The sequence below is a fragment of the Nostoc sp. genome, from assembly GCF_036919555.1.
GTDB lineage: Bacteria > Cyanobacteriota > Cyanobacteriia > Cyanobacteriales > Nostocaceae > Nostoc.
Window position 1 is genome coordinate 60,027 of record NZ_JBALCS010000098.1, and the last position, 19,283, is coordinate 79,309.

The 19,283-nt window shown below is 41.7% G+C and carries 16 protein-coding genes; 8 read left to right on the top strand and 8 right to left on the bottom strand.

Annotated features, from left to right (window positions below):
• Positions 1–215 precede the first annotated feature (215 nt).
• Together V7K36_RS27495 and V7K36_RS27500 are read right to left on the bottom strand one after the other, a co-directional pair.
• Positions 216–653, bottom strand: a complete 438-nt coding sequence (locus tag V7K36_RS27495) for an NUDIX hydrolase (RefSeq protein WP_335120849.1) — start codon at positions 651–653, stop codon at positions 216–218.
• Between the two features lie 337 nt (positions 654–990).
• The gene (locus V7K36_RS27500) at positions 991–1,956 is read right to left on the bottom strand and encodes an RsmB/NOP family class I SAM-dependent RNA methyltransferase (RefSeq protein WP_335120850.1); all 966 of its coding nucleotides are present in this window, start codon (positions 1,954–1,956) and stop codon (positions 991–993) included.
• Positions 1,957–2,120: 164 nt separating this feature from the next.
• Here V7K36_RS27500 and V7K36_RS27505 point away from each other — a divergent pair, with 164 nt between their 5' ends.
• Both V7K36_RS27505 and V7K36_RS27510 read left to right on the top strand, forming a co-directional pair.
• The gene (locus V7K36_RS27505; protein ID WP_335120851.1) at positions 2,121–3,542 is read left to right on the top strand and encodes a DUF2157 domain-containing protein; all 1,422 of its coding nucleotides are present in this window, start codon (positions 2,121–2,123) and stop codon (positions 3,540–3,542) included.
• A 286-nt stretch (positions 3,543–3,828) separates the two neighbouring features.
• A complete protein-coding gene (locus V7K36_RS27510) occupies positions 3,829–4,539 on the top strand; it encodes a GDYXXLXY domain-containing protein (protein WP_335120852.1) in 711 nt (236 codons plus the stop codon).
• Positions 4,540–4,925: 386 nt separating this feature from the next.
• Here V7K36_RS27510 and V7K36_RS27515 read toward each other — a convergent pair whose 3' ends face one another.
• Complete coding sequence (locus V7K36_RS27515) at positions 4,926–5,810, bottom strand: metal ABC transporter permease (protein WP_335120853.1); 885 nt, start codon at positions 5,808–5,810, stop codon at positions 4,926–4,928.
• Complete coding sequence (locus V7K36_RS27520) at positions 5,810–6,538, bottom strand: metal ABC transporter ATP-binding protein (RefSeq protein WP_335120855.1); 729 nt, start codon at positions 6,536–6,538, stop codon at positions 5,810–5,812. Before V7K36_RS27520 ends, V7K36_RS27515 begins: the two co-directional genes overlap by 1 nt.
• A gap of 54 nt (positions 6,539–6,592) precedes the next feature.
• Between V7K36_RS27520 and V7K36_RS27525 the strand changes: the two genes are divergently transcribed.
• Complete coding sequence (locus V7K36_RS27525) at positions 6,593–7,612, top strand: metal ABC transporter solute-binding protein, Zn/Mn family (RefSeq protein ID WP_335120856.1); 1,020 nt, start codon at positions 6,593–6,595, stop codon at positions 7,610–7,612.
• A gap of 97 nt (positions 7,613–7,709) precedes the next feature.
• Here V7K36_RS27525 and V7K36_RS27530 read toward each other — a convergent pair whose 3' ends face one another.
• Complete coding sequence (locus tag V7K36_RS27530) at positions 7,710–8,117, bottom strand: universal stress protein (RefSeq protein ID WP_334944860.1); 408 nt, start codon at positions 8,115–8,117, stop codon at positions 7,710–7,712.
• Between the two features lie 89 nt (positions 8,118–8,206).
• Between V7K36_RS27530 and V7K36_RS27535 the strand changes: the two genes are divergently transcribed.
• From V7K36_RS27535 to V7K36_RS27550, 4 genes are all read left to right on the top strand, one after another.
• A complete protein-coding gene (locus V7K36_RS27535; RefSeq protein WP_335120857.1) occupies positions 8,207–9,409 on the top strand; it encodes a phosphoglycerate kinase in 1,203 nt (400 codons plus the stop codon).
• Between the two features lie 136 nt (positions 9,410–9,545).
• Entirely contained in the window at positions 9,546–10,718 is a 1,173-nt protein-coding gene (locus V7K36_RS27540; protein ID WP_335120858.1) for an AAA family ATPase, read from the top strand.
• An 11-nt stretch (positions 10,719–10,729) separates the two neighbouring features.
• Positions 10,730–11,314, top strand: a complete 585-nt coding sequence (locus V7K36_RS27545) for a DUF4276 family protein (protein ID WP_335120859.1) — start codon at positions 10,730–10,732, stop codon at positions 11,312–11,314.
• A gap of 54 nt (positions 11,315–11,368) precedes the next feature.
• A complete protein-coding gene (locus tag V7K36_RS27550) occupies positions 11,369–11,986 on the top strand; it encodes an NUDIX hydrolase (protein WP_335120860.1) in 618 nt (205 codons plus the stop codon).
• Positions 11,987–12,061: 75 nt separating this feature from the next.
• On the opposite strand, the gene V7K36_RS27555 is transcribed toward V7K36_RS27550, so the two are convergent.
• Positions 12,062–13,438 (bottom strand): calcium-binding protein, encoded by a 1,377-nt coding sequence (locus V7K36_RS27555; protein WP_335120861.1) that lies wholly within the window; start codon positions 13,436–13,438, stop codon positions 12,062–12,064.
• Between the two features lie 716 nt (positions 13,439–14,154).
• Between V7K36_RS27555 and V7K36_RS27560 the strand changes: the two genes are divergently transcribed.
• Positions 14,155–15,024, top strand: coding sequence for a TauD/TfdA dioxygenase family protein (locus V7K36_RS27560; protein WP_335120862.1), 870 nt, complete (start codon positions 14,155–14,157; stop codon positions 15,022–15,024).
• A 321-nt stretch (positions 15,025–15,345) separates the two neighbouring features.
• Here the strand turns inward: V7K36_RS27560 and V7K36_RS27565 are convergent, their stop codons facing one another.
• Complete coding sequence (locus V7K36_RS27565; RefSeq protein ID WP_335120863.1) at positions 15,346–17,451, bottom strand: serine/threonine-protein kinase; 2,106 nt, start codon at positions 17,449–17,451, stop codon at positions 15,346–15,348.
• 59 nt (positions 17,452–17,510) lie between these two features.
• Entirely contained in the window at positions 17,511–19,199 is a 1,689-nt protein-coding gene (locus tag V7K36_RS27570; RefSeq protein ID WP_335120864.1) for a serine/threonine-protein kinase, read from the bottom strand.
• Positions 19,200–19,283 lie beyond the last annotated feature (84 nt).

A 19,283-nucleotide genomic window follows, 5' to 3' on the forward strand; every position in this document is an offset into this window, starting at 1 on the left:
GCAAAACTTCATCCTGTCTCACGATCCCTCTCCTTTGTAAGGAGAGGGATTGAGTGTGAGGTAAGCCAGGGACATAAATTGTATATTATTTAATTCTTATTCCTAAGTGGGTGTGAATAATTAAAGGTTTTTAGTAAGCGATGGAGCCGCTTACTAAAAACCTTTAGTTAATTTTACATTGCGTAACATAGTTTGATTTATTCTTGCCCACTTACTTAACATCGTAATGCACAAAAGTGAGATTTGACCTGGAAAAAACCTTTAAGAATTCGTTTAAGTGAATTAAACTTAACCAGCCTGATAGCTTTAGACACTTCTACCCACTGCCGTTTTCTTTTACTTGCTTCTGGATAATCTTCACTCAGCATCTCGACTGGTAATAAATACATCTTAACGCAGTAACTTTTGCCTCGTTTCCGGTACTTGTAAGTGCCCAGTTCATTCGCATCTACCTGCCCAATCACCCCTGCTTCTTCCCACGCCTCTTTGGCTGCTGAAGCGGGCGGACTCATACCATTAGGAATATCTCCTTTCGGAATTACCCAATCTTGAAAATTACGGGTCGTGATTAGCAATATTTCCATTTTGCCATTGTTCACTCTATAAGGAATCACCCCAGACTGGTTAAACACTTTGCTGACTTTTCGACTCATCTAATTTACACCCTGTACGGTCTAGCTTTTTTGTATAATGTTTATTTCAAAAAGTCTAACGCCGATAGCGGATAAATCTTGGTTAAACTTAGGTTACGAAAAGGTTAAATAAGCTTTATTATTCATAAGAGTTAATTATTGAAGGTTTTTTATTAATTTCGTAATTTAGACAAGAGGCGGAGCCTCACAGTTGCATTCCCAGTCAGAGACTGGGAATGAGATTAATATCCCCCTAATCCCCCTTCAAAAGGCTTACTCTAATTACCTCCTTTTTAAGCAGGGTTAGGGAGGATGAAATTTTAACCCAAGTGCATTGAAATATATGCCAACAATGTAATTAACTTAATTTTTTCAGATTTTGGTAGATATACAGTGAAGATATTGTATTTAAATCTACTTCTTTACGCTCATCTTCATTAGTATTTTTAAATAGTACTGTAAATGCACCAGCGCCTAACCTATCTTGAGGAAATATCCGATAACAAGGCATTGTAGTTAAATGCGATTGATATTTAGATAAATTAGTAATTTCTATTGCCTGAAACTGGGGAAAGCGTTCCAAAAACCATTCACAAACTTGCTCATTTTCTTCGGGTGAATAGGTGCAAGTCATATAAGCAAGATAGCCTTGTGGTGAAACAATATTAGCAGAGTTAGCTATAATACGCTTTTGCCGGTTTGCACTCTTGTTAATAGCAGTTGGGTGAAAACATCCGGGTGCTTTTTCACCTTTAGCAAGTAAAGATTGTCCCGTACAAGGAGCATCTACTATTACTAGATTGCTAGAGCCGGGAAACATTTCGGCAAATATACTAGAATCTCTATTAACCACTGCACTAGGGCTGATCTGGCAACGTTTCAAATTAGAAATTAGCATTCCCAGACGTTTGCCAATTACTTCATTACTAATAAGTAAGTCAGGTTGTAAAGCTTTCCAAGCGAAGATGCTTTTACCTCCTGGTGCAGCACACATATCAAAAACTAAACGCACTGACTGAGGAATAGCTAACAAAGTAGTAGCTGCAAACACCGAAGAAAAATCTAAACAATAGAAATATCCTTTTTCATGCAAGGGATGCTGACCTGGTTTTTCTCCCAAATATAAGCGGTCTATAAATTGTGGTTGCCAAGAGGTTGGTGTTTCCACTGCCAAAGGCGAAATTTCTGGCTTTTCTTGACACCAAAGAATACTCGGTGAAAAAGGCTGAGGATTCATTAAAGCCTCAATAAATTTTTCTTGTTCATCTAGATTACTGAACAAACGCCGTGAGACTTTAAGTAATAAATTAGAAGGTTTTTCCATGTTAATTATGAATTACGAATTACGAATTAGTACGTTGTATTAGAATCCAAATAAAACTGTTACAGAAGAACAATGTAATTAAGGCTTTTGGCTTCATACTCAAAATATAATGACCGCCATTGGGATCGCAATGGCCAAGCTACCCCACTGCACCGGAGAAGGTCATGAACTTAGATAATTTTCCGCAAAAATTACGCAAAGAAGCACACCTATGGAGGGATGAAGGATTAATTAGTTCTTCACAATATGAGCAAATAGCAGAACGTTATCAATTTAAAAACCTGGAAGCTGCTGCACGCGATCGCAATAAAGCGATCGCCATTACTATAGGCAGCATACTTTTATGCTTAGGCATAATTACCTTTGTAGCAGGAAACTGGCAGGGAGGGTCACGAGAAATCAAATTTATTCTGATGATAAGTTTGTTTTTTGCGATCGCGATCACTGGATTTTACACTTGGAGACCACCTGAAGGGAAGAAGCCAGAACGAAGCAAACGCTTATTAGGAGAGGGTTTACTAATTTTAAGCGCCTTCATTTTCGGTGCAAATTTACTGCTGATGGCCCAGATGTTCAATATTGCCGGTTCAACTTCCCAACTGTTTCTCGCCTGGGGGTTGGGTGTTGTGGTGATGGCCTTCAGTTTGTGCTTAAATTCTTTAGGAATTCTATCAATTGTCCTCGTGGAAATCGGTTACTGGACTGGACTAGAAGACTTGTGGTACTCTTCAGGAGAGTTAACTTGGTCGCGGCTAATAGTGCAGCATCTGCCTTTGTTGGCATGGCTGGTGTTTGTACCCTTAGCCTACTTCTGTCGATCGCGTTGGATTTTTGGTCTAGCAGCCTTTGTTTTTGCTAGTTCCTTACAAGCTAACCTTAATCCCCTGCCACTGCTAAATTATGCTGATATAGCCCCTTGGGTGGCGTCTTTTGCTTTTGCACTCCCACCTGCATTATTCTGGAGTTATGATGATCTGCTGTTTCCAAGCATAAATTACAGGTTGTTTCAATATCTAGCCCGTAATTTAGCGTTGGTAAGCTTCGGTATTGTCTTTTATATCTTGTCTTTTCGTTGGGTCTGGGAATCTCCAAATTATGGTTATAATCAGCCAACCAATGTGACAAACTTGTTCCAGTCTCTGCCGATCATCGATTTGGGAATTCTCAGCGGCTTGGCGGTATTGCAATGGTTGTTTTTACTGCGTCAAACAAATAATCCTCCGCGCCGCGAAGTGATTTTCACGACTGCTGTTATTAGTACCTTTCTTGTCTTTATTACCCTAGTACCTTTTTGGCATCAAACTATCAGCCGGGTTGATGAACTTGGCATTTTTATTTTCAATGTACTTCTAGCAACATTAGCCTGGGGACTAATTCAAGAAGGATTGAAATTAAGCAACAGAAGTTCCTTTTGGGGCGGTATGCTATTATTAACACTGCAAATTGTCAGTCGCGTGCAAGAGTACAATACCGACTTACTTTTTAAGTCGTTGGTCTTTGTCTTATGCGGTTCTGCCTTAATCAGCGCTGGACTTTGGTTTGAACGCCGCCTACCTGGTGGCTCTAGCTCTACAAGTAAAAAGTAGTGCAAAAGATGAAAGAATTCAGGAGTCAGAATTCAGAAGTCAGGAAAAGCCCAATCATAAAGTGATGGAGTTTGAACATTGATAATTTCACCTTGCACAGACGCGATTAATCGCGTCTCTACTCCTAACTCCTTTACAGACACCATTAATCGCGCCTTCTAACTCCTTCTGAAATCTCGCCATCATCAATATCTCTGTGCGTCAAAGTTTTTAAAGTTTCTCTGCGTTAGTCCTAATCTCGTTACTTTTGACCTCCTCAAGACCTCTGCTTTTTAGGACTACGCTCATGACTAATAGTTCTTCTGAATCTAAAAATAAAGCTTTGTCTCCCGAAGCTGAATTCTCCAGTAAGGTGACTTTTCGGGATTACTTGATTGCTACTGAACAAAAATCGAATAAGCCCTTACCTTTTTGGCGGTTACTAGCTCCCCTGGCGCTGCAAACAGGGCTAATTATGGCAGTACCAGCCCAAGCGCTTTATACAGATGTGGCGGGCAAAACGGTGATTTTGCAAACCGTACCTGTAAACCCTAATAATCTGCTGCAAGGTAACACCTTAGCGTTAGATTACAACATATCCCGTACCGCAAATTTGAGCAGACTATCTGGTTGGCAGACGTTAGTCAGCAAAGGTCGTGGGAGTGGTAGAAGATTGCCTGAAGGAACCAACATCTACGTGACTTTGCAAGAGCAATTATCCTCTGGTCGTGGTGTTCCTAGAGCTTGGAGACCGTTACGAGTAAGTAGCGATCGCCCCACAACTCTTAGAGCCAATCAGGTAGCCTTAAAAGGTGTTTATCAGGATGGCTCTGTTAATTACGGCTTGGAAACATATTACATCAAAGAAAACCAACGGCGGCAGATTAGGAACGACTTACAAGCCCAACGCGCCCGCAGGGGACAAATACCACCCATTGTGGTGAAGGCGAAAGTAGATCCACAGGGTAAAGCAGTGCCAGTTAGTATGTGGGTGCGCGATCGCAACTATCGCTTTTAAGCTATTAGGCAAATACAGCGTTTTTCAGGTAAATGAGGTATACAGGGTAGGGGCACAACAATGTTGTGCCCTTACAATAATCTGTACAGAGGCGCTTGTTGCAATCTGCTGTAAACATTCAGTAGATCACAAACTTTTGGAAGTTAACGGAAAACAAGGGTTTGTGCCCTCGTGAAGAAGGAGTATTCAGCATTCGTAATAGAGCGATCACTACCGTATTGCCTGTGGTATAACTTCTAAAAAACTTTGTGATCTACTGACAGGAATTGAGATTGGATCAGCCGGTATGAATCACCCTCCGGGTGACGCTCAAGAGATTCTCAGAAGATTCCGACGCAAGGCGACACCTTCATCCGCTCAACGGGGTGGCTCAGGAATGCACTAGCTCACTTCGTCTTTTTAAATTTGAACTGGCTAAGAAACCTAGCTCTTCGATCAGCCATTTCTGGTCTGGTCAAAATTCCTTGGGTAGGACTAAAAAATAATGCTAATAAAAATAGGACGGAAACAACTAAAACGATCGCAGCGCCTGATGGGACGTTTAAATAATAACTAATATACATTCCAGTTACGCTGCTAATCACACCAATAATTGCGCCTAATTGCATCATTTGGTGTAACTCTTTTACTAATAAATAAGCTGTAATTCCTGGGCCAATCAGTAGTGAAACAACTAAAACTACGCCCACAGTTTGCATACTAGCAACAATCGTCAAAGTAATAGCACCATTTAAGGCAAAATGAATCAAATTAATCGGTAAACCACTCGCTTGAGCGCCAAGTGGGTCAAAGGTGTAAAATAACAATTCTTTGTAAAATAGTTTAATTAAAAGCAAGACAACAACTGTGATAATTACAGTCCGCTTCACATCATCTGTGGTTACGCTCAAAATATCGCCAAATAAAAATTCATGCAGGTCTAATTTGCTTTTCAATAAAGTAATCAACATGATACCCAAAGCTAAAAAGCCAGAAAAAACTAACGCCATTGCTACATCAACTTTAATGCGGGATTGAGATTGAATCCAAGCAATTACAAAGGTGCTGAGAGTTCCGCAGATAAAAGCACCTAAGAAAATATCAATCCCTAAGAAAAAAGCTATAGCCAGTCCTGGCAAAACTGCATGAGCAATTACATCTCCCAGTATTCCCATGCGTTGAACAATGAGATAATTACCGACAACAGCGCAAAGAACTCCTAGTAGAATTGCCGTAGTGAGCGCTCCGCGCATGAACTCAAAACTTAAGGGTTCAATTAGCCAATTTAACATTAAACTACTTCCCTGTTAAATAGAAATATACTACCTCCATAAGCGCGTTGAATATTATCTGCTGTCATTACTTCTTTCATAGAACCATTAGCAATTATTTGTTTATTTAATAATAGTAATTGATCGCATTTTGTCAAAGCTGTTCCTAAATCATGAGTAATTATCAGCAAAATCTTGCCTTGAGATTTTAGTTCTTCAAACACATCAAACATGACGGCTTCGGTCTTTTTATCAACTCCGACAAATGGCTCATCGAAAAATAATAATTCGGCTTGTTGTGCTAAAGCTCTTGCTAAAAATACTCGCTGCTGCTGTCCGCCTGATAATTCTCCAATTTGACGCGATCGCAACTCTAACATCCCCACCCTTGCCAAAGCATCTTTAACTATTTCTTGAGAGGATCGTGAAGGTGTGCGAAACCAGCCAGTATGCACAGTCCGCGCCATCAGCACCACATGCCAAACTGTGATCGGGTAATCCCAGTCTATTTGCGATCGCTGCGGTACATACGCAACAGAACTTAATTGTTGTTTCAAAGCGCGAGATCGAAACTTGACAACTCCACTCGCCGTTGGTACTAAGCCCAAAATTGCCTTCACCATTGTGCTTTTACCAGCACCATTTGGGCCAATTACACCCACAATTTGTCCCGGTAAGGAGCGGAAACTGACATCCTCAACCGCCGTCACTCCTCGGTAATTTACAGCTAAATGTTTAACTTCTAACATAAATTTACCATTTATATGATAATGATAATCACTATAACTAAAGCAATCAGATTTATGATATCTTACAAACTACGATTGAAATCCTTAGCGGCTCTTGCCTTAACATGGGGAGTACTTGGATGTAGTACGACATCAGAAACCAGTCAATCGACTCCCACGCCTCCTAATAATGTGGCGGCTCCCCAAACAGGTACTTCACTTGTTGCAGAAGTTAGTGCTAAAGGCCCGTTAGTAGTCGCCACCAACACTGTTGCTTGTGGCTTAACTAAAGAAATCGCAGGCGATACAATTGACCTGAAATGCTTAATCGATCCCGGTTCAGATCCGCACGTATACCAACCAAAGCCGGAGGATAGCAAAGCAATTGAGCAGGCTAAGTTAATTCTCTATGGTGGCTACAATTTTGAACCTGGTTTAATCAAATTAATTAAAGCAACTTCAAATTCTGCTCCCAAAGTGGCTGTAGATGAAGTTGCAGTCCCCAAACCCCAGCAGTTTGAGGATGATGGTAAAACTGTTACCGACCCCCATGTATGGCACAATGCCCAGAATGGGATAGCTATAGCTCAAACTATCTCCCAAGAATTAGCAAAGGTAGCTCCAAATAATGCTGCTACTTATACCAGCAACACCCAAAAATTAACAAACGAAATCAGCCAGATAGACACCTGGATAAAATCACAGATTGCCACAATTCCACCCAAGCAACGCAAATTAGTCACCACCCATGATGCTTTTGGTTACTATTCCAAAGCTTATGGAATTCCCATTGAAGTGGCACTAGGGGGCATTAGCACAGAAGAAGCGCCGACACCTGCACGAGTAGGTGCATTATCAAAGGTTATTCAAAAAGAGGGTGTGCCGACGATTTTTGCGGAAATAACGATTAATCCTAAACTAATTCAAGCGGTAGCAAAAGAGGCAAAAGTTAAGGTTTCAGACCGAGAATTGTTTGCTGATGGTTTGGGAGAAAAGGGCACAGAGGGCGAAACTTATGAGGGAATGTTAATTGCCAATACACGCACGATTGTAGAAGGTTTAGGGGGCAAGTATACGGAGTTTAAGCCTAAATAATCAGAGTTAGCGACACCGAATAGCCCGCCGTAGCGATCGCACTCTTGGTGGATACGAGAGCGTATATCTATACTAGAAGCGATCGCTCCTATAAAACCTAAGGGACAATCAGCACTGGGCAAGGGGAAAGGTTAATCACGCGAGTGGTGACACTATCACTTACTCCCTCTTCAGTCAAGCCTAGCCCTCGACAGCCCATGATGATTAAATCGGCCCCGATTTCATCAGCGACATCGCAGATAGTAAAAGCTGGTTTGCCTTGCCTTTCCAGGGTTTCGGATTGAATTCCTTGCCCAGAAAATAAAGATTGGGCATTTTCCAGCAGTTTAGCAACTACCTCTGGTGACACCATCGGATCTGCACTAGGCGCATCTTTTGGCGGTTCTTCTACCACAGACAGCAGCACCAAGCGACTGCCGTACTTTTTGACTACGTTGGTAACAACGTCAGCAGCTTCCCGCGTTTCTCGGCTTTGATCAATAGGAAATAGTACTGTCTTAAACATTTCTGTCACTTGGGCACCCCTGACTCCGGTAAAATCTGGATGGTTCTACTTTCAAAACAATAACAAAAAGGCAATCAGGAGAGTTTGGTGTGTCAAAAAAAAGTTTAGCAAGTTTATCTGCGGCTGATATATCTGGGAAACGTGCCTTAGTGCGGGTTGACTTTAATGTGCCTGTGGATGATCAAGGCAACATTACCGACGATACTCGCATTCGCGCCGCTCTACCAACCATCAAAGATTTGACGCAGAAGGGTGCTAAGGTCATTCTCGCCAGCCATTTTGGGCGTCCCAAAGGTGTGGATGACAAATTACGTCTAACTCCCGTTGCCAAGCGTCTCTCGGAGTTACTGGGGCAAGAAGTCATTAAAACTGATGACTCCATTGGCGATGAAGTTGCAGCTAAAGTTGGCGCCCTGCAAAATGGCCAAGTGCTGTTACTGGAAAATGTCCGTTTTTACAAAGAAGAAGAGAAAAACGACCCAGAATTTGCGAAAAAATTGGCAGCTAATGCTGATTTTTATGTAAATGATGCTTTTGGTACTGCACACCGCGCCCATGCTTCTACTGAAGGTGTGACTAAATTCCTCAGCCCTTCTGTGGCTGGATATTTGGTTGAGAAGGAATTGCAATATCTGCAAAACGCCATTGAAAATCCCCAACGTCCTTTGGCGGCAATTATTGGCGGTTCCAAGGTTTCCAGCAAAATTGGCGTGATTGAAACGTTGCTGGAGAAGTGCGACAAGCTGATCATTGGCGGTGGGATGATTTTCACCTTCTACAAAGCGCGTGGTTTGAATGTCGGTAAGTCGTTGGTAGAAGAAGACAAGCTGGAACTAGCGAAGTCTTTGGAAGCTAAGGCTAAAGAACGTGGTGTCAGCTTACTGTTACCTACAGATGTGGTTGTAGCAGATAACTTTGCCCCAGATGCCAATTCTCAAACCGTTAGCATTGAGAATATCCCAGATGGTTGGATGGGTTTGGATATTGGGCCTGACTCGGTGAAAGTTTTTCAAGATGCCCTTGCAGATACCAAAACGGTAATTTGGAACGGGCCGATGGGTGTGTTTGAGTTTGATAAGTTTGCCGCAGGTACGGAAGCGATCGCTCATACCCTCGCCGAAATTAGCAAAACTGGCACAACTACCATCATTGGCGGCGGTGACTCAGTAGCGGCTGTGGAAAAGGTTGGTTTAGCCGACCAAATGAGCCACATCTCCACCGGCGGCGGCGCTAGTTTGGAGTTACTTGAAGGTAAGGTATTACCTGGAATTGCGGCTTTAGATGATGCTTAAGAAAGTTAGCTCTTAAGCTATTGTTAACATCAGCTAATTGATTGCAAATTTAGTAAGGGTACGGGATACTGTGCCCTTACTATTTTTGTTAATATTTTTGCAACCATGTGACCAAATTTATGGAAGTGATTTTTTAATGGCAAGAATTGAAGAAATTTCAGTCAAAAACTATAGAGTTCTCCAAAATATCACCCTAAAAGATATCAAACCATTTTCCGTTTTCCTTGGTCCTAATGGTAGTGGCAAGACTACTTTTTTTGATGTGATAGGTTTTCTTTCAGATTGCCTAACTACTAATGTTCGCAAAGCGTTAGAAAAGCGAGGAAGATTTCAAGAAGTCATCTCCCGTAATTGTCAAGGTCAAGAGATTGAAATTTTAATTAAGTATCGTGAAGATAATAAATCTTCTAAAATCACCTATACAGTTGCTATTGCTTTACAAAATGGAGCGCCAATTGTTTCAAGAGAAACTCTCAAATGGAAGCGCGGTTCTCGTGGACAACCATTTGATTTTCTTAAGTTTGAAAATGGGGGAGGTGAAGTAATTAGTGGTGAAGATCCAGAAATTAATGATAAAAGAATTCACTATCAAATGGATGACCCCAGTTCTCTGGCTATTAAAACTATAGGTCAATTATCAGATAACCCACGCATTGCTAGTTTGCGCCGTTTTATTGAGGGATGGTTTCTCTCTTATTTCATCCCAGATCAAGCTCGTCAGCTAGCGACTGCTGGTGCAATGGAACATCTCTCTCGTGAAGGAGACAATATTGCCAATGTAGTTCAATATCTTGCTGATGAACATCAAGAAGTTTTATCCAAAATTTTGAAGTTACTGGCTAGCCGTGTTCCCCAGTTAGAAAAAGTGGAATCGGAGCCAACAATTGATGGCAGACTGGCTCTTTTGTTTAAAGATGCACCTTTTACTAAACCATTCCTAGCAAGGTTTTCCTCAGACGGCACACTAAAATTACTGGCATATTTGATATTATTAAATGACCCTAATCCTCCTCAATTACTTTGCATCAAAGAGCCAGAAAATGGACTGCACCATCGACTTCTTGATTCTTTAAGTGAGGAAGCTCAGGCTTACTCGCAACGCGCACAAGTCTTTGTTTCTACCCACTCCCAATTTTTTGTTAACACAATAAAAGATGCTAGACAACTCTGGATTTTCCAACGCGATGATAAGGGTTATGCAACTGTTACAAGGGCTGACCAAATCCATGATGCTAAACATTTTATAGAATCCCAAGCAGGCTTAGGTGATCTGTGGTCTGAGGGATATCTTAGAGGATTACCTTACTAGTAGTAGCAATTATGCATATAGAGTTTTTAGTAGAAGAACCTTCAACTGAAGTTGCTTTAAATTTTATTGTCCCTAAAATCATAGGTGATACTCATACGCTGAAAATTCATAACTTTCAAAATAAAGCTAGACTTTTAAAAAGATTACCTGAGCGGATGAGAGCTTATGCTAACTCTGTGCAGGATGACTGGCGGATCGTGATTTTAGTAGATAAAGATAGATGTGATTGTCAAGAATTAAAGAGGAAACTTTGTGATGCTAGCAGTGTTGTGACTAAACACAAAGGAAATATTGTTCTTCATCGAATTGCTGTAGAAGAACTGGAGTCATGGTTTATAGGTGATGTGACAGCAATTAGGGCTGAATATGAAAAGATTCCTGTTTCTTTATCCCAGCAAGCCAAATTTCGGAATCCAGATACTATCAAAGGTGGTACATGGGAGCAACTAAATAAGATCCTAAAAAAATATGGCTATGAGACAGGTTTACAAAAAATCGACTTTGCTGAGAAAGTTTCTCCGCACATGGATGTAGAAAACAACCTCTCTAGAAGTTTTCAGATTTTTCGAGATGGACTAAGAAGCATCGTCAAATAAAATTTATGAATCAGGTACTTGCTTACACTAACTTACACAAACTTGGGAAAAACTGTGGAAACTAAATGGCTGGAATGGGCGCAAAAGTTACAAGCGATCGCTCAAAATGGTTTGACTTATTCTGAGAATGTTTATGATATCGAACGCTACAAACAATTACGAGCGATCGCCACGGAAATTATGGCGACTTACTCAAATGTAGAACACAGCTATGTCCTCGATTTATTTAGCCGTGAAGTAGGATATGCAACTCCCAAAGTTGATGTGCGAGGAGCAATTTTTCGGGATGATACTATATTGTTAGTCAAAGAAAAAGCTGACGGCTGCTGGAGTTTGCCTGGTGGATGGGCTGATGTTGGCGAGTCACCCAGTCAGGTAGTTGTAAAAGAAATATATGAAGAATCTGGATATCAAGCACGCGCTATCAAACTCTTAGCAGTCTATGACAGAAACAAACAGGGACATCCACCATTACCTTTTTATGTCTATAAGCTGTTTTTTCACTGTGAAATTATCGGTGGTTCTGCATCATCAAGTATTGAAACTGAAGAAGTAGCTTTTTTTTCTGAAGATGCGTTACCAAAACTTTCCATCGGACGTGTAACGCCAACGCAAATTACCCGACTTTTCCAGCATTATCGCCAACCAGATTTACTAACAGACTTTGATTAAATGCTTCTACATTACGAAAATAATCTTAAATTGCAATAAAGTCCCAAAACCGCTAAACAGCGAGCATTTTCCCGCTCATAGAAAAGTGAAGTTGTCACTATCAAGGCTGAGACCGACTACTCCCTGCACAACACCTATGATCTCATCTTGCTCTGCTCCCAGTTTGTTTAAGAATATTTGTGTATTGCTTCCAGCAACTTGCAGGAGGTAGTCCTGTGGAGATCCTTTGAGTTCAATTCGATCTTGACTAGAGTCGAAGTCAATAATAGTAGCCAAGTCTCCAAAACCAGAACTTGTAGTGTTGTTATCGTCGTAGAAAACATTTGCAGCGTCCCCCAGGATAAATCTATCTGCCCCAGCCCCACCAGTCAAGCTATCAGTTTCTCCTAATCCAGGTGGAAGCGGACTACCGGGGAAAACACCGATGAGGATATCGTTTCCAGACCCCCCATTGAGTACGTCATTGCCGGGTCCGCCCTGTAGACTATCATTGCCGTTGCCAGCATTGAGGATATCATTGCCGAAATTACCATCTAGTGTGTCATTGCCTCCTGCGCCATTCAGAGTGTTGTTAGCAATATTACCAAAGAGGAAGTTGTCAAGACTGTTACCTGTCCCGTCGATGGCGCTAGTTCCGGTCAGCCTCAGATTCTCCACATTCGCAACTAGTGTGTAGGTAATAGAAGACCGGACGATATCTATATCTAAATTAGCGGCCTCTATAATCGTGTCAACAGCACCGTCAATGATGTAAGTGTCGTTTCCTGCTCCCCCATTCAAGGTGTCAGTACCTGTGCCGCCATCAAGTGTGTCATTGCCATTATTACCGGATAATTGGTTATTTTGGCTGTCGCCAACAATGCTGTCATTTGCATTTGTGCCGATGACATTATCAAAGTTGACCGCAGTAAATGACAATGTTCCCAAACCAGGAACCTTATTGACAGCCAAACTTTGGGTTTGTAGGTTAACGGTGATAGATACCCCAGGCAAAGATTGGGATGCATTTATGGTGTTGTTGGCAACATTAGCATTAGCAATAATCTTTTCTACCTTAAAGAGTTGGTCTTGCCCCAATCCCCCAGCTTTTTGAATGGTTCCGACACCTGACAAGGTAATGGTTTGACCTAGTTGACTGTAGTCTGCGGTATCAATGCCATCTCCGCCATTAATGCTGTCGTTACCCTGACTGCCCTTGAAGGTGTCACTACCTGCACCACCGATTAGAGTGTCGTTTCCTGTGCCGCCATCAAGTGTGTCATTTCCATCTCCACCGATTAGACTGTCGTTCGCCGTCCCACCTGCGAGGGAATCGTTACCAGTCAAACCATTCAACGTATCGTTACCAGAGGTACTATTGGCATTACCACCACTAGCCCAACCAACTATCGTGTCATTTCCCGAAGTCCCATTTCTCGTATCAGAACCTGTAGTGCCGAAAATAAATGCCATATTATCTCTCCTAAATTTTCACTAATACGTAAGTTCAGCCTTAGTCAAAGAACTAATAAATAGTCCTTTATAGATTACTTGCCATTTGCGTAATCTAAATTAGAAAACATTAATTATTTGGTTAGAAAGTTCTAAAGAAAAATATCCAATTACTGATTGTGGGCTGACCCTAAAAGTCCGCCTTTTGTTGCAAGCAAACGAGATGCCTACTCTACAAAATTAGATAAGTTATTTTTTGAAAATTTCTTAATTGATTACCAAAATGGTAAGTAATTAGGTCAAATATTTTGCTTCTTTTTCTCAACTTTTTTGAACCGACGCTGTAATTATTTAATTACCATGAAGTACGAGGTTACATCAACTTCTTTACCAGAAATTTAAAATCTTAATAAGTGCGATTGATAAGATATTCAAATATATGTGTAATTCTGAATTAATTATTGTTTGAACTGACTGATTTTTTTGGTGAACATTGCGATATTTTTCCGATGAACACGAGATAGTTGTTAAGTTAAATTTCAATGTCAGATATTTTGGTAAACAATATCTTTTTTTAAAAAATAATAATCTTATATTAAAAAATACATTGTGAAATAGATAAGTTTAATTGATATATTAATCCATAACTTTTTTGCTTAATTACACTTAAACTTTACATAAATTTTATATAATTATTTGGGATCGGAATAGTTTGCTCCAAAAATAGTTGCATAGCAATGACTCCAATAACTAAACACCAACCAAGACTCGGAGTTGAAGTCCTGCGGGGTTGCAATCTTAGCAATCTCACAAATCTAGAGTCGCGTGAATTAAAGGAATCACTTTGGAAACATGGCGTTGTGGTAGTTAGACAGCAACACCTCACCGCAGAGCAGTTAGAAGAATTTGCCAGAAAGACCTTTGGTGACTTAATGTTTGGCTATTCCAAAACCAAAACATTAGATCCCGATATTAGTCCAGACCTCCAAAGCCAATGTGTGAGTATCTTGGGTAATCCCAAGGGACCTACTCAAACACCAGTAGGGAAGTTTGCTTGGGAATGGCATCATGATAAAGATGGTGTCCCCCGCACAGAGGGACTGGATATGAATGCACTATATGTTGTGATGCTTTATAGTGTGGAAGTGGCTGCGGAAGGTGTAAATGGGCAGCCCCATACTACAGAGTTTCTCGACATGGTAGAAGCTTATAATAATTTAGATCGTCAACATCAGCAGCAGTTAGAGCAGATGTCGATGTATCACTCACCACCAATGTTTTCTAAGAATACTAATGTAGAGACTGATGTACCGAGGAAAGTGCATCCCATTGTGTCTACTCACAAAGTCACTGGTAAAAAAGGATTATATCTAGGTTCGGACACTGCGATCGCAGTTGGTATGGAAGATAGACCAAAGGAAGCAAAACGTTTCTGGGAGGATTTGTTTGGGACTGTTCTAGACTGCACACCAGTCTACTCCCATGTTTTGCAGCCAGGAGATATTATTTTTTGGGACAACTCACAGGTAATGCACAGAGGTACACCCTATGATGCAACGAAATACAAGCGGATTGCGTTGCGTTTAGGGGTTGTGGACAATACTTAATTCGTAATTCGTAATTCGTAATTAGTATCATGTCCGCTTGATTGCTTATTAAACCCGAAGAACCCCACCCCGCCAAAGCTACGCTTTGTCTCTCTGCCCCTAATCCCCAGAGGCGGCACCGAGTTCCCCGCAAGCAAGGAGGGGATTAAGAAGTCGGTGTAATGACTGTGGTTAGCATAACTAATTATGCGGACATGATATAAGTAATGCATAGGGGATTTAGACCCCGCCACAAAACTTGCCGCTTGTTAGAAGCTCTTTACTTAGACCCCCAGAATTTGTTAACAATTCAAAATTCAAAATTCAAAAATAAATAACTCTCTACTTAGGCGTTGTCTGTTGCGTCGGTGTCGGTTCAGGTGTGGCGGTTTCTGTAGGAGTTGGTGTAGAAATTGGCGTTGGCGTTGGCGTGGGAGTTGGTGTAAGTGTGGGTGTTTCCGTGGGCGTTGGTGTAGGAGTTGGCGTTGGTGTAGGAGTTGGCGTTGGTGTAGGAGTTGGCGTTGGTATTGGCAATGGGGGAGGAGTGGGATTTTCCACTGTAATGCTGAGTTGATAATCTAGTGGTTTCGATGCTGTGGAAACTAGGACAAATTCGTAAAATCCCTTTTCTGGTAATTTAGTTGACAAAGTCCGCTGGGTAGAATCTTCTAAAAATTGAATTTTGCCAGAAGGTGAATAGACTGATAACAAAACTTGGAAATTTGCTTCTAGCTTCAATTCCAGAGATTGCTCTTTGGCAAGTCCAGCAATAAATACTTTACCACCTCCAGGTTGGAGAGTACCGCTAACTGTTTTGCCAGTAGCGCCCGGATCAAAGACAAGTTTCTCGAAAGCGCTACCGCCGACGATCGCACTGAGTCGATCGCTAACAAAACCGTACCAAACTTGTCCAATAATGGGCTGATCTCGGAAATTTTTACCACGCTGTTCGGGGAATACATTTAAGAAAGCAGCATCTCCCAAATCATACAAAGAACGCCTACCAACATTGATTTTGTTGACTTCTACTTTCCAGCGTTCGCGTTCAGCAGTTGTGTAAGTTCCTAGTTTTTGACGTGTCTTTGAACTCAGTGGCGCTAGCTTTTCCAGCAATTCTGAGGCTGTTTTATCCCATTTTGCCCGCGAATTCTCATCTTCGGTACCGTTGCTGAGAGTGCGTCCCCGTAAACTGGGATTTCTGTCCCAAAAAACTTGATTCACCAAGTTAATGTAGAACTTCTCATCAATACCCAATTGTTGACGGCGATCGCTTAATCTTTCTTTGCGTTCCCGTTCTGCTGGCGAATATTGCGCTAAGGGATCAGTTGGTTGTTCACTGGTTGGAATTGGGCTGGCTGTAGGAGTAGGTTTGACTTCCCCTATATCGCGCCTACTATTCATTCCCCACCAAATTAATCCAACACTACCAGCTACTGCCGCCGCCACTAGGAAGGTTTTTATTGGTGTCCACCAGGAGGGAGGGGGAGAAGATGAGTGGGATGGCGGAGGTGGAGAGATGGCGAAGGTGGCAGATGTGGGATCTGGTGGAGTGGGGTATTGAGTTGGGGGATAGTTAACTGAGGGCGGGTTGAGGGCTTGGAGTACTTGACGGGCTGATTGATAGCGATCGCTTGGTCTGGCAGATAGCATTTTATCTAATACCTGTGCCAAAATTTGACTCAGGCTAACTTCCCGTTGCCACTGCCAGCTGAGAGTGTAGGGATCAATTAATTCTTGGGGTTGTTTTCCTGTCAGTAAAACCACCATTGTTGCGGCCATTGCATACAAATCGCTGTGGGGAGATACTAACCCAGTTTGCATCTGTTCTGGGGGGGCAAATCCTACTTTACCTAATAGGGTTGGTGCTGGGGGAGGTGCAACTACACCGGGTTGATAATATTGGGAAGCAACGGTTGCTACTACTTGTTTGACGCCACCAAAATCAATTAACACTGGTAGTTGATCAACAGTGCGAAGCATTAAGTTATCTGGAGAAATATCTCGGTGAATTACTCCTAGTGAGTGGATGTATTCCAACACTGGCAAAATTTGCTGCAACAATTGGCGTATTTCTACTTCTGTAAAGCGCAAACCCCGTTGTATCCGGGCATTTAACAACGAGTTGTAAGTTTCCCCTTCCACATAATCTTGCACCAAAAATAGATATTCTTTGCCCCCTAAGTTCAGGCGAAGCAGTTCCCGGAAGCGGGGAATTTGGGGATGTTGCAGTTTATAGAGAACACTCGCTTCTCTCTCAAACAGTTCTTCAGCTTTTTGGACAACGTAAGCGGTTTGAACTTGGGGGGAAAATTCTTTTAAAACACAAAGTTCGCGGAAACGGTTGGCATCTTCAGCTAAATAAGTACGTCCAAAGCCACCTTGACCAATTTGACGCACAATTAGATAGCGATCGCCTAAAGTTAGTCCCGGTTGGATACTATAACTCATGTTTGTCGTTTGTCATTTGTCATTTGTTATTAATGATTCTTCCCCAGTCCTTAGTTTCTTTACTTGCCAGATTGGACTTTACTGAGTTGATCAGCTGCGATCGCATACCAAATTTGGCCAAAAGTCTGTTGATTCAGTTTCCCACGCTGCTGACTAGGAAACAACTGATCAAATTTTTCATTTGTGTCTTTGTTCAGTTGATCAATTGTATAATTCCCAAACTGCCCCGATCGCGCTTGTCGTCTCCATATTTCGTAATTTTGTGCAGTATATTTACCCAGTTTACGACGAGATACTGTACTGAGATCAGCCTGTTCCAGTTTATTTAATAAATCGTCAGCGACACCAGACCATTCATCTCGTAAACCAGCATCTTCAGGTTTAGATGTCAAGCTACGTCCCTTTAATTCCGGTTTTTTTGTATAAAATAAATTATCTACGAAAGGAATAAAAAATCCTTCAGTAATTTCTAGCTGTTGACGACGACTGTTAATTTCTTGGAGTTGACGATTTTTTCCTTTGTCACTGACTGGTTTACCAAGCGGATTTGGGAATTGGGGAATTTGTGGTAATGAAATTGATGGGATAGTGATTGAAGATACGCTCCGAATAACAGCATTTCCCATAGCCAAAGTTAATCCAACTAAAGCTGTTCCCCCTAAACTCATCACAAAAGGGCGAATCCAAACAGGCCAAGATATCGGTTTAGCGATTGCTTGCGTTTTGCTCTGGAATCTACTCACAATAGCACTGGCGCGTTGTCTTCCTGGAGCAACTACCATCGTCTTGATCTTAGTGGTAATATAATTACCTGTGGGTTTACTAGCAGTTGGCGATGGTAAATCTTTGAGGATTTGCTCGGCTCGTTGGTAGCGATCGCTCGGTTTATAAGCCAGCATCTTTTTTAACACCGCTTCCAGTTGGGGACTAACTCGGATTTCCTTTCCCCATGCCCAAATTCCCTGATAGCTGTCGTATAATTTTTGCGGTTCTTCACCTGTGAGCAACACCAATGTCGTCACCGCTAAAGAATATAAATCACTACTAAAAAAGGCTTTTCCCTGCCGTAGCTGTTCTTCTGGAGCGTAGCCTTTTTTACCTAGTAAAGTGTTATTTCCAACCAACTTAGTCCGCCAAAAACCTTGAGAAGCTGGCAATTGCTTGACACCACCAAAATCAATCAGCACTGGCAGATTATCAGAACGCCGCCAAATCAAATTATCGGGAGAGAGATCACGGTGAACTACATCTCGTGAGTGGATGTAGGATAACACAGGTAAAATCTGTTGCAGTAGCGTGATTACTTCCTCTTCGCTGAAAGTTTTTCCTTGACTCTTGCGTTGTTCTAATAATTGGTAATAATTGTCACCATCCACATAATCTTGCACTAGAAAGAAAAAATCCTTAGTGCCTATCTTCACTTGTAGCGAGGCGTGAAAACGCGGAATTTGTGGATACTGGAGTGTTTTCAGGACATTCGCTTCTCGCTCAAATAACTCTTTAGCTTTTTGTAAATCTTGCTGTTCTTGTACTTGGGGTGCAAATTCCTTCAGCACACATGTTTGATGAGATTTATTTATATCCTCCGCCAAATAGGTGCGTCCAAAGCCGCCCTGCCCTAGATGACGGATAATTTGATAGCGATTATCCACAACCTGCCCCACAGCAAGAGGTAATGGCTCACCGCAATGGGTACAAAAGCGGTTACTACCATTATTTGTGTGTTGTTTACTGCAATAGAGCTGCATGGTGCCCAAGGATAAATTAAGGTTTTATTGAGTGACTACAACGCGCATACCCTCATTTTCGGATATCCTACAAATTACGTTAGG

Excerpts from the sequence above, each read along its gene's own strand:
- V7K36_RS27495 (WP_335120849.1), bottom strand. The coding sequence starts at position 653 with ATGAGTCGAAAAGTCAGCAAAGTGTTTAACCAGTCTGGGGTGATTCCT.
- V7K36_RS27500 (WP_335120850.1), bottom strand. The coding sequence starts at position 1,956 with ATGGAAAAACCTTCTAATTTATTACTTAAAGTCTCACGGCGTTTGTTC.
- V7K36_RS27505 (WP_335120851.1), top strand. The coding sequence starts at position 2,121 with ATGAACTTAGATAATTTTCCGCAAAAATTACGCAAAGAAGCACACCTA.
- V7K36_RS27510 (WP_335120852.1), top strand. The coding sequence starts at position 3,829 with ATGACTAATAGTTCTTCTGAATCTAAAAATAAAGCTTTGTCTCCCGAA.
- V7K36_RS27515 (WP_335120853.1), bottom strand. The coding sequence starts at position 5,810 with ATGTTAAATTGGCTAATTGAACCCTTAAGTTTTGAGTTCATGCGCGGA.
- V7K36_RS27520 (WP_335120855.1), bottom strand. The coding sequence starts at position 6,538 with ATGTTAGAAGTTAAACATTTAGCTGTAAATTACCGAGGAGTGACGGCG.
- V7K36_RS27525 (WP_335120856.1), top strand. The coding sequence starts at position 6,593 with ATGATATCTTACAAACTACGATTGAAATCCTTAGCGGCTCTTGCCTTA.
- V7K36_RS27530 (WP_334944860.1), bottom strand. The coding sequence starts at position 8,117 with ATGTTTAAGACAGTACTATTTCCTATTGATCAAAGCCGAGAAACGCGG.
- V7K36_RS27540 (WP_335120858.1), top strand. The coding sequence starts at position 9,546 with ATGGCAAGAATTGAAGAAATTTCAGTCAAAAACTATAGAGTTCTCCAA.
- V7K36_RS27545 (WP_335120859.1), top strand. The coding sequence starts at position 10,730 with ATGCATATAGAGTTTTTAGTAGAAGAACCTTCAACTGAAGTTGCTTTA.
- V7K36_RS27555 (WP_335120861.1), bottom strand. The coding sequence starts at position 13,438 with ATGGCATTTATTTTCGGCACTACAGGTTCTGATACGAGAAATGGGACT.
- V7K36_RS27560 (WP_335120862.1), top strand. The coding sequence starts at position 14,155 with ATGACTCCAATAACTAAACACCAACCAAGACTCGGAGTTGAAGTCCTG.
- V7K36_RS27565 (WP_335120863.1), bottom strand. The coding sequence starts at position 17,451 with ATGAGTTATAGTATCCAACCGGGACTAACTTTAGGCGATCGCTATCTA.
- V7K36_RS27570 (WP_335120864.1), bottom strand. The coding sequence starts at position 19,199 with ATGCAGCTCTATTGCAGTAAACAACACACAAATAATGGTAGTAACCGC.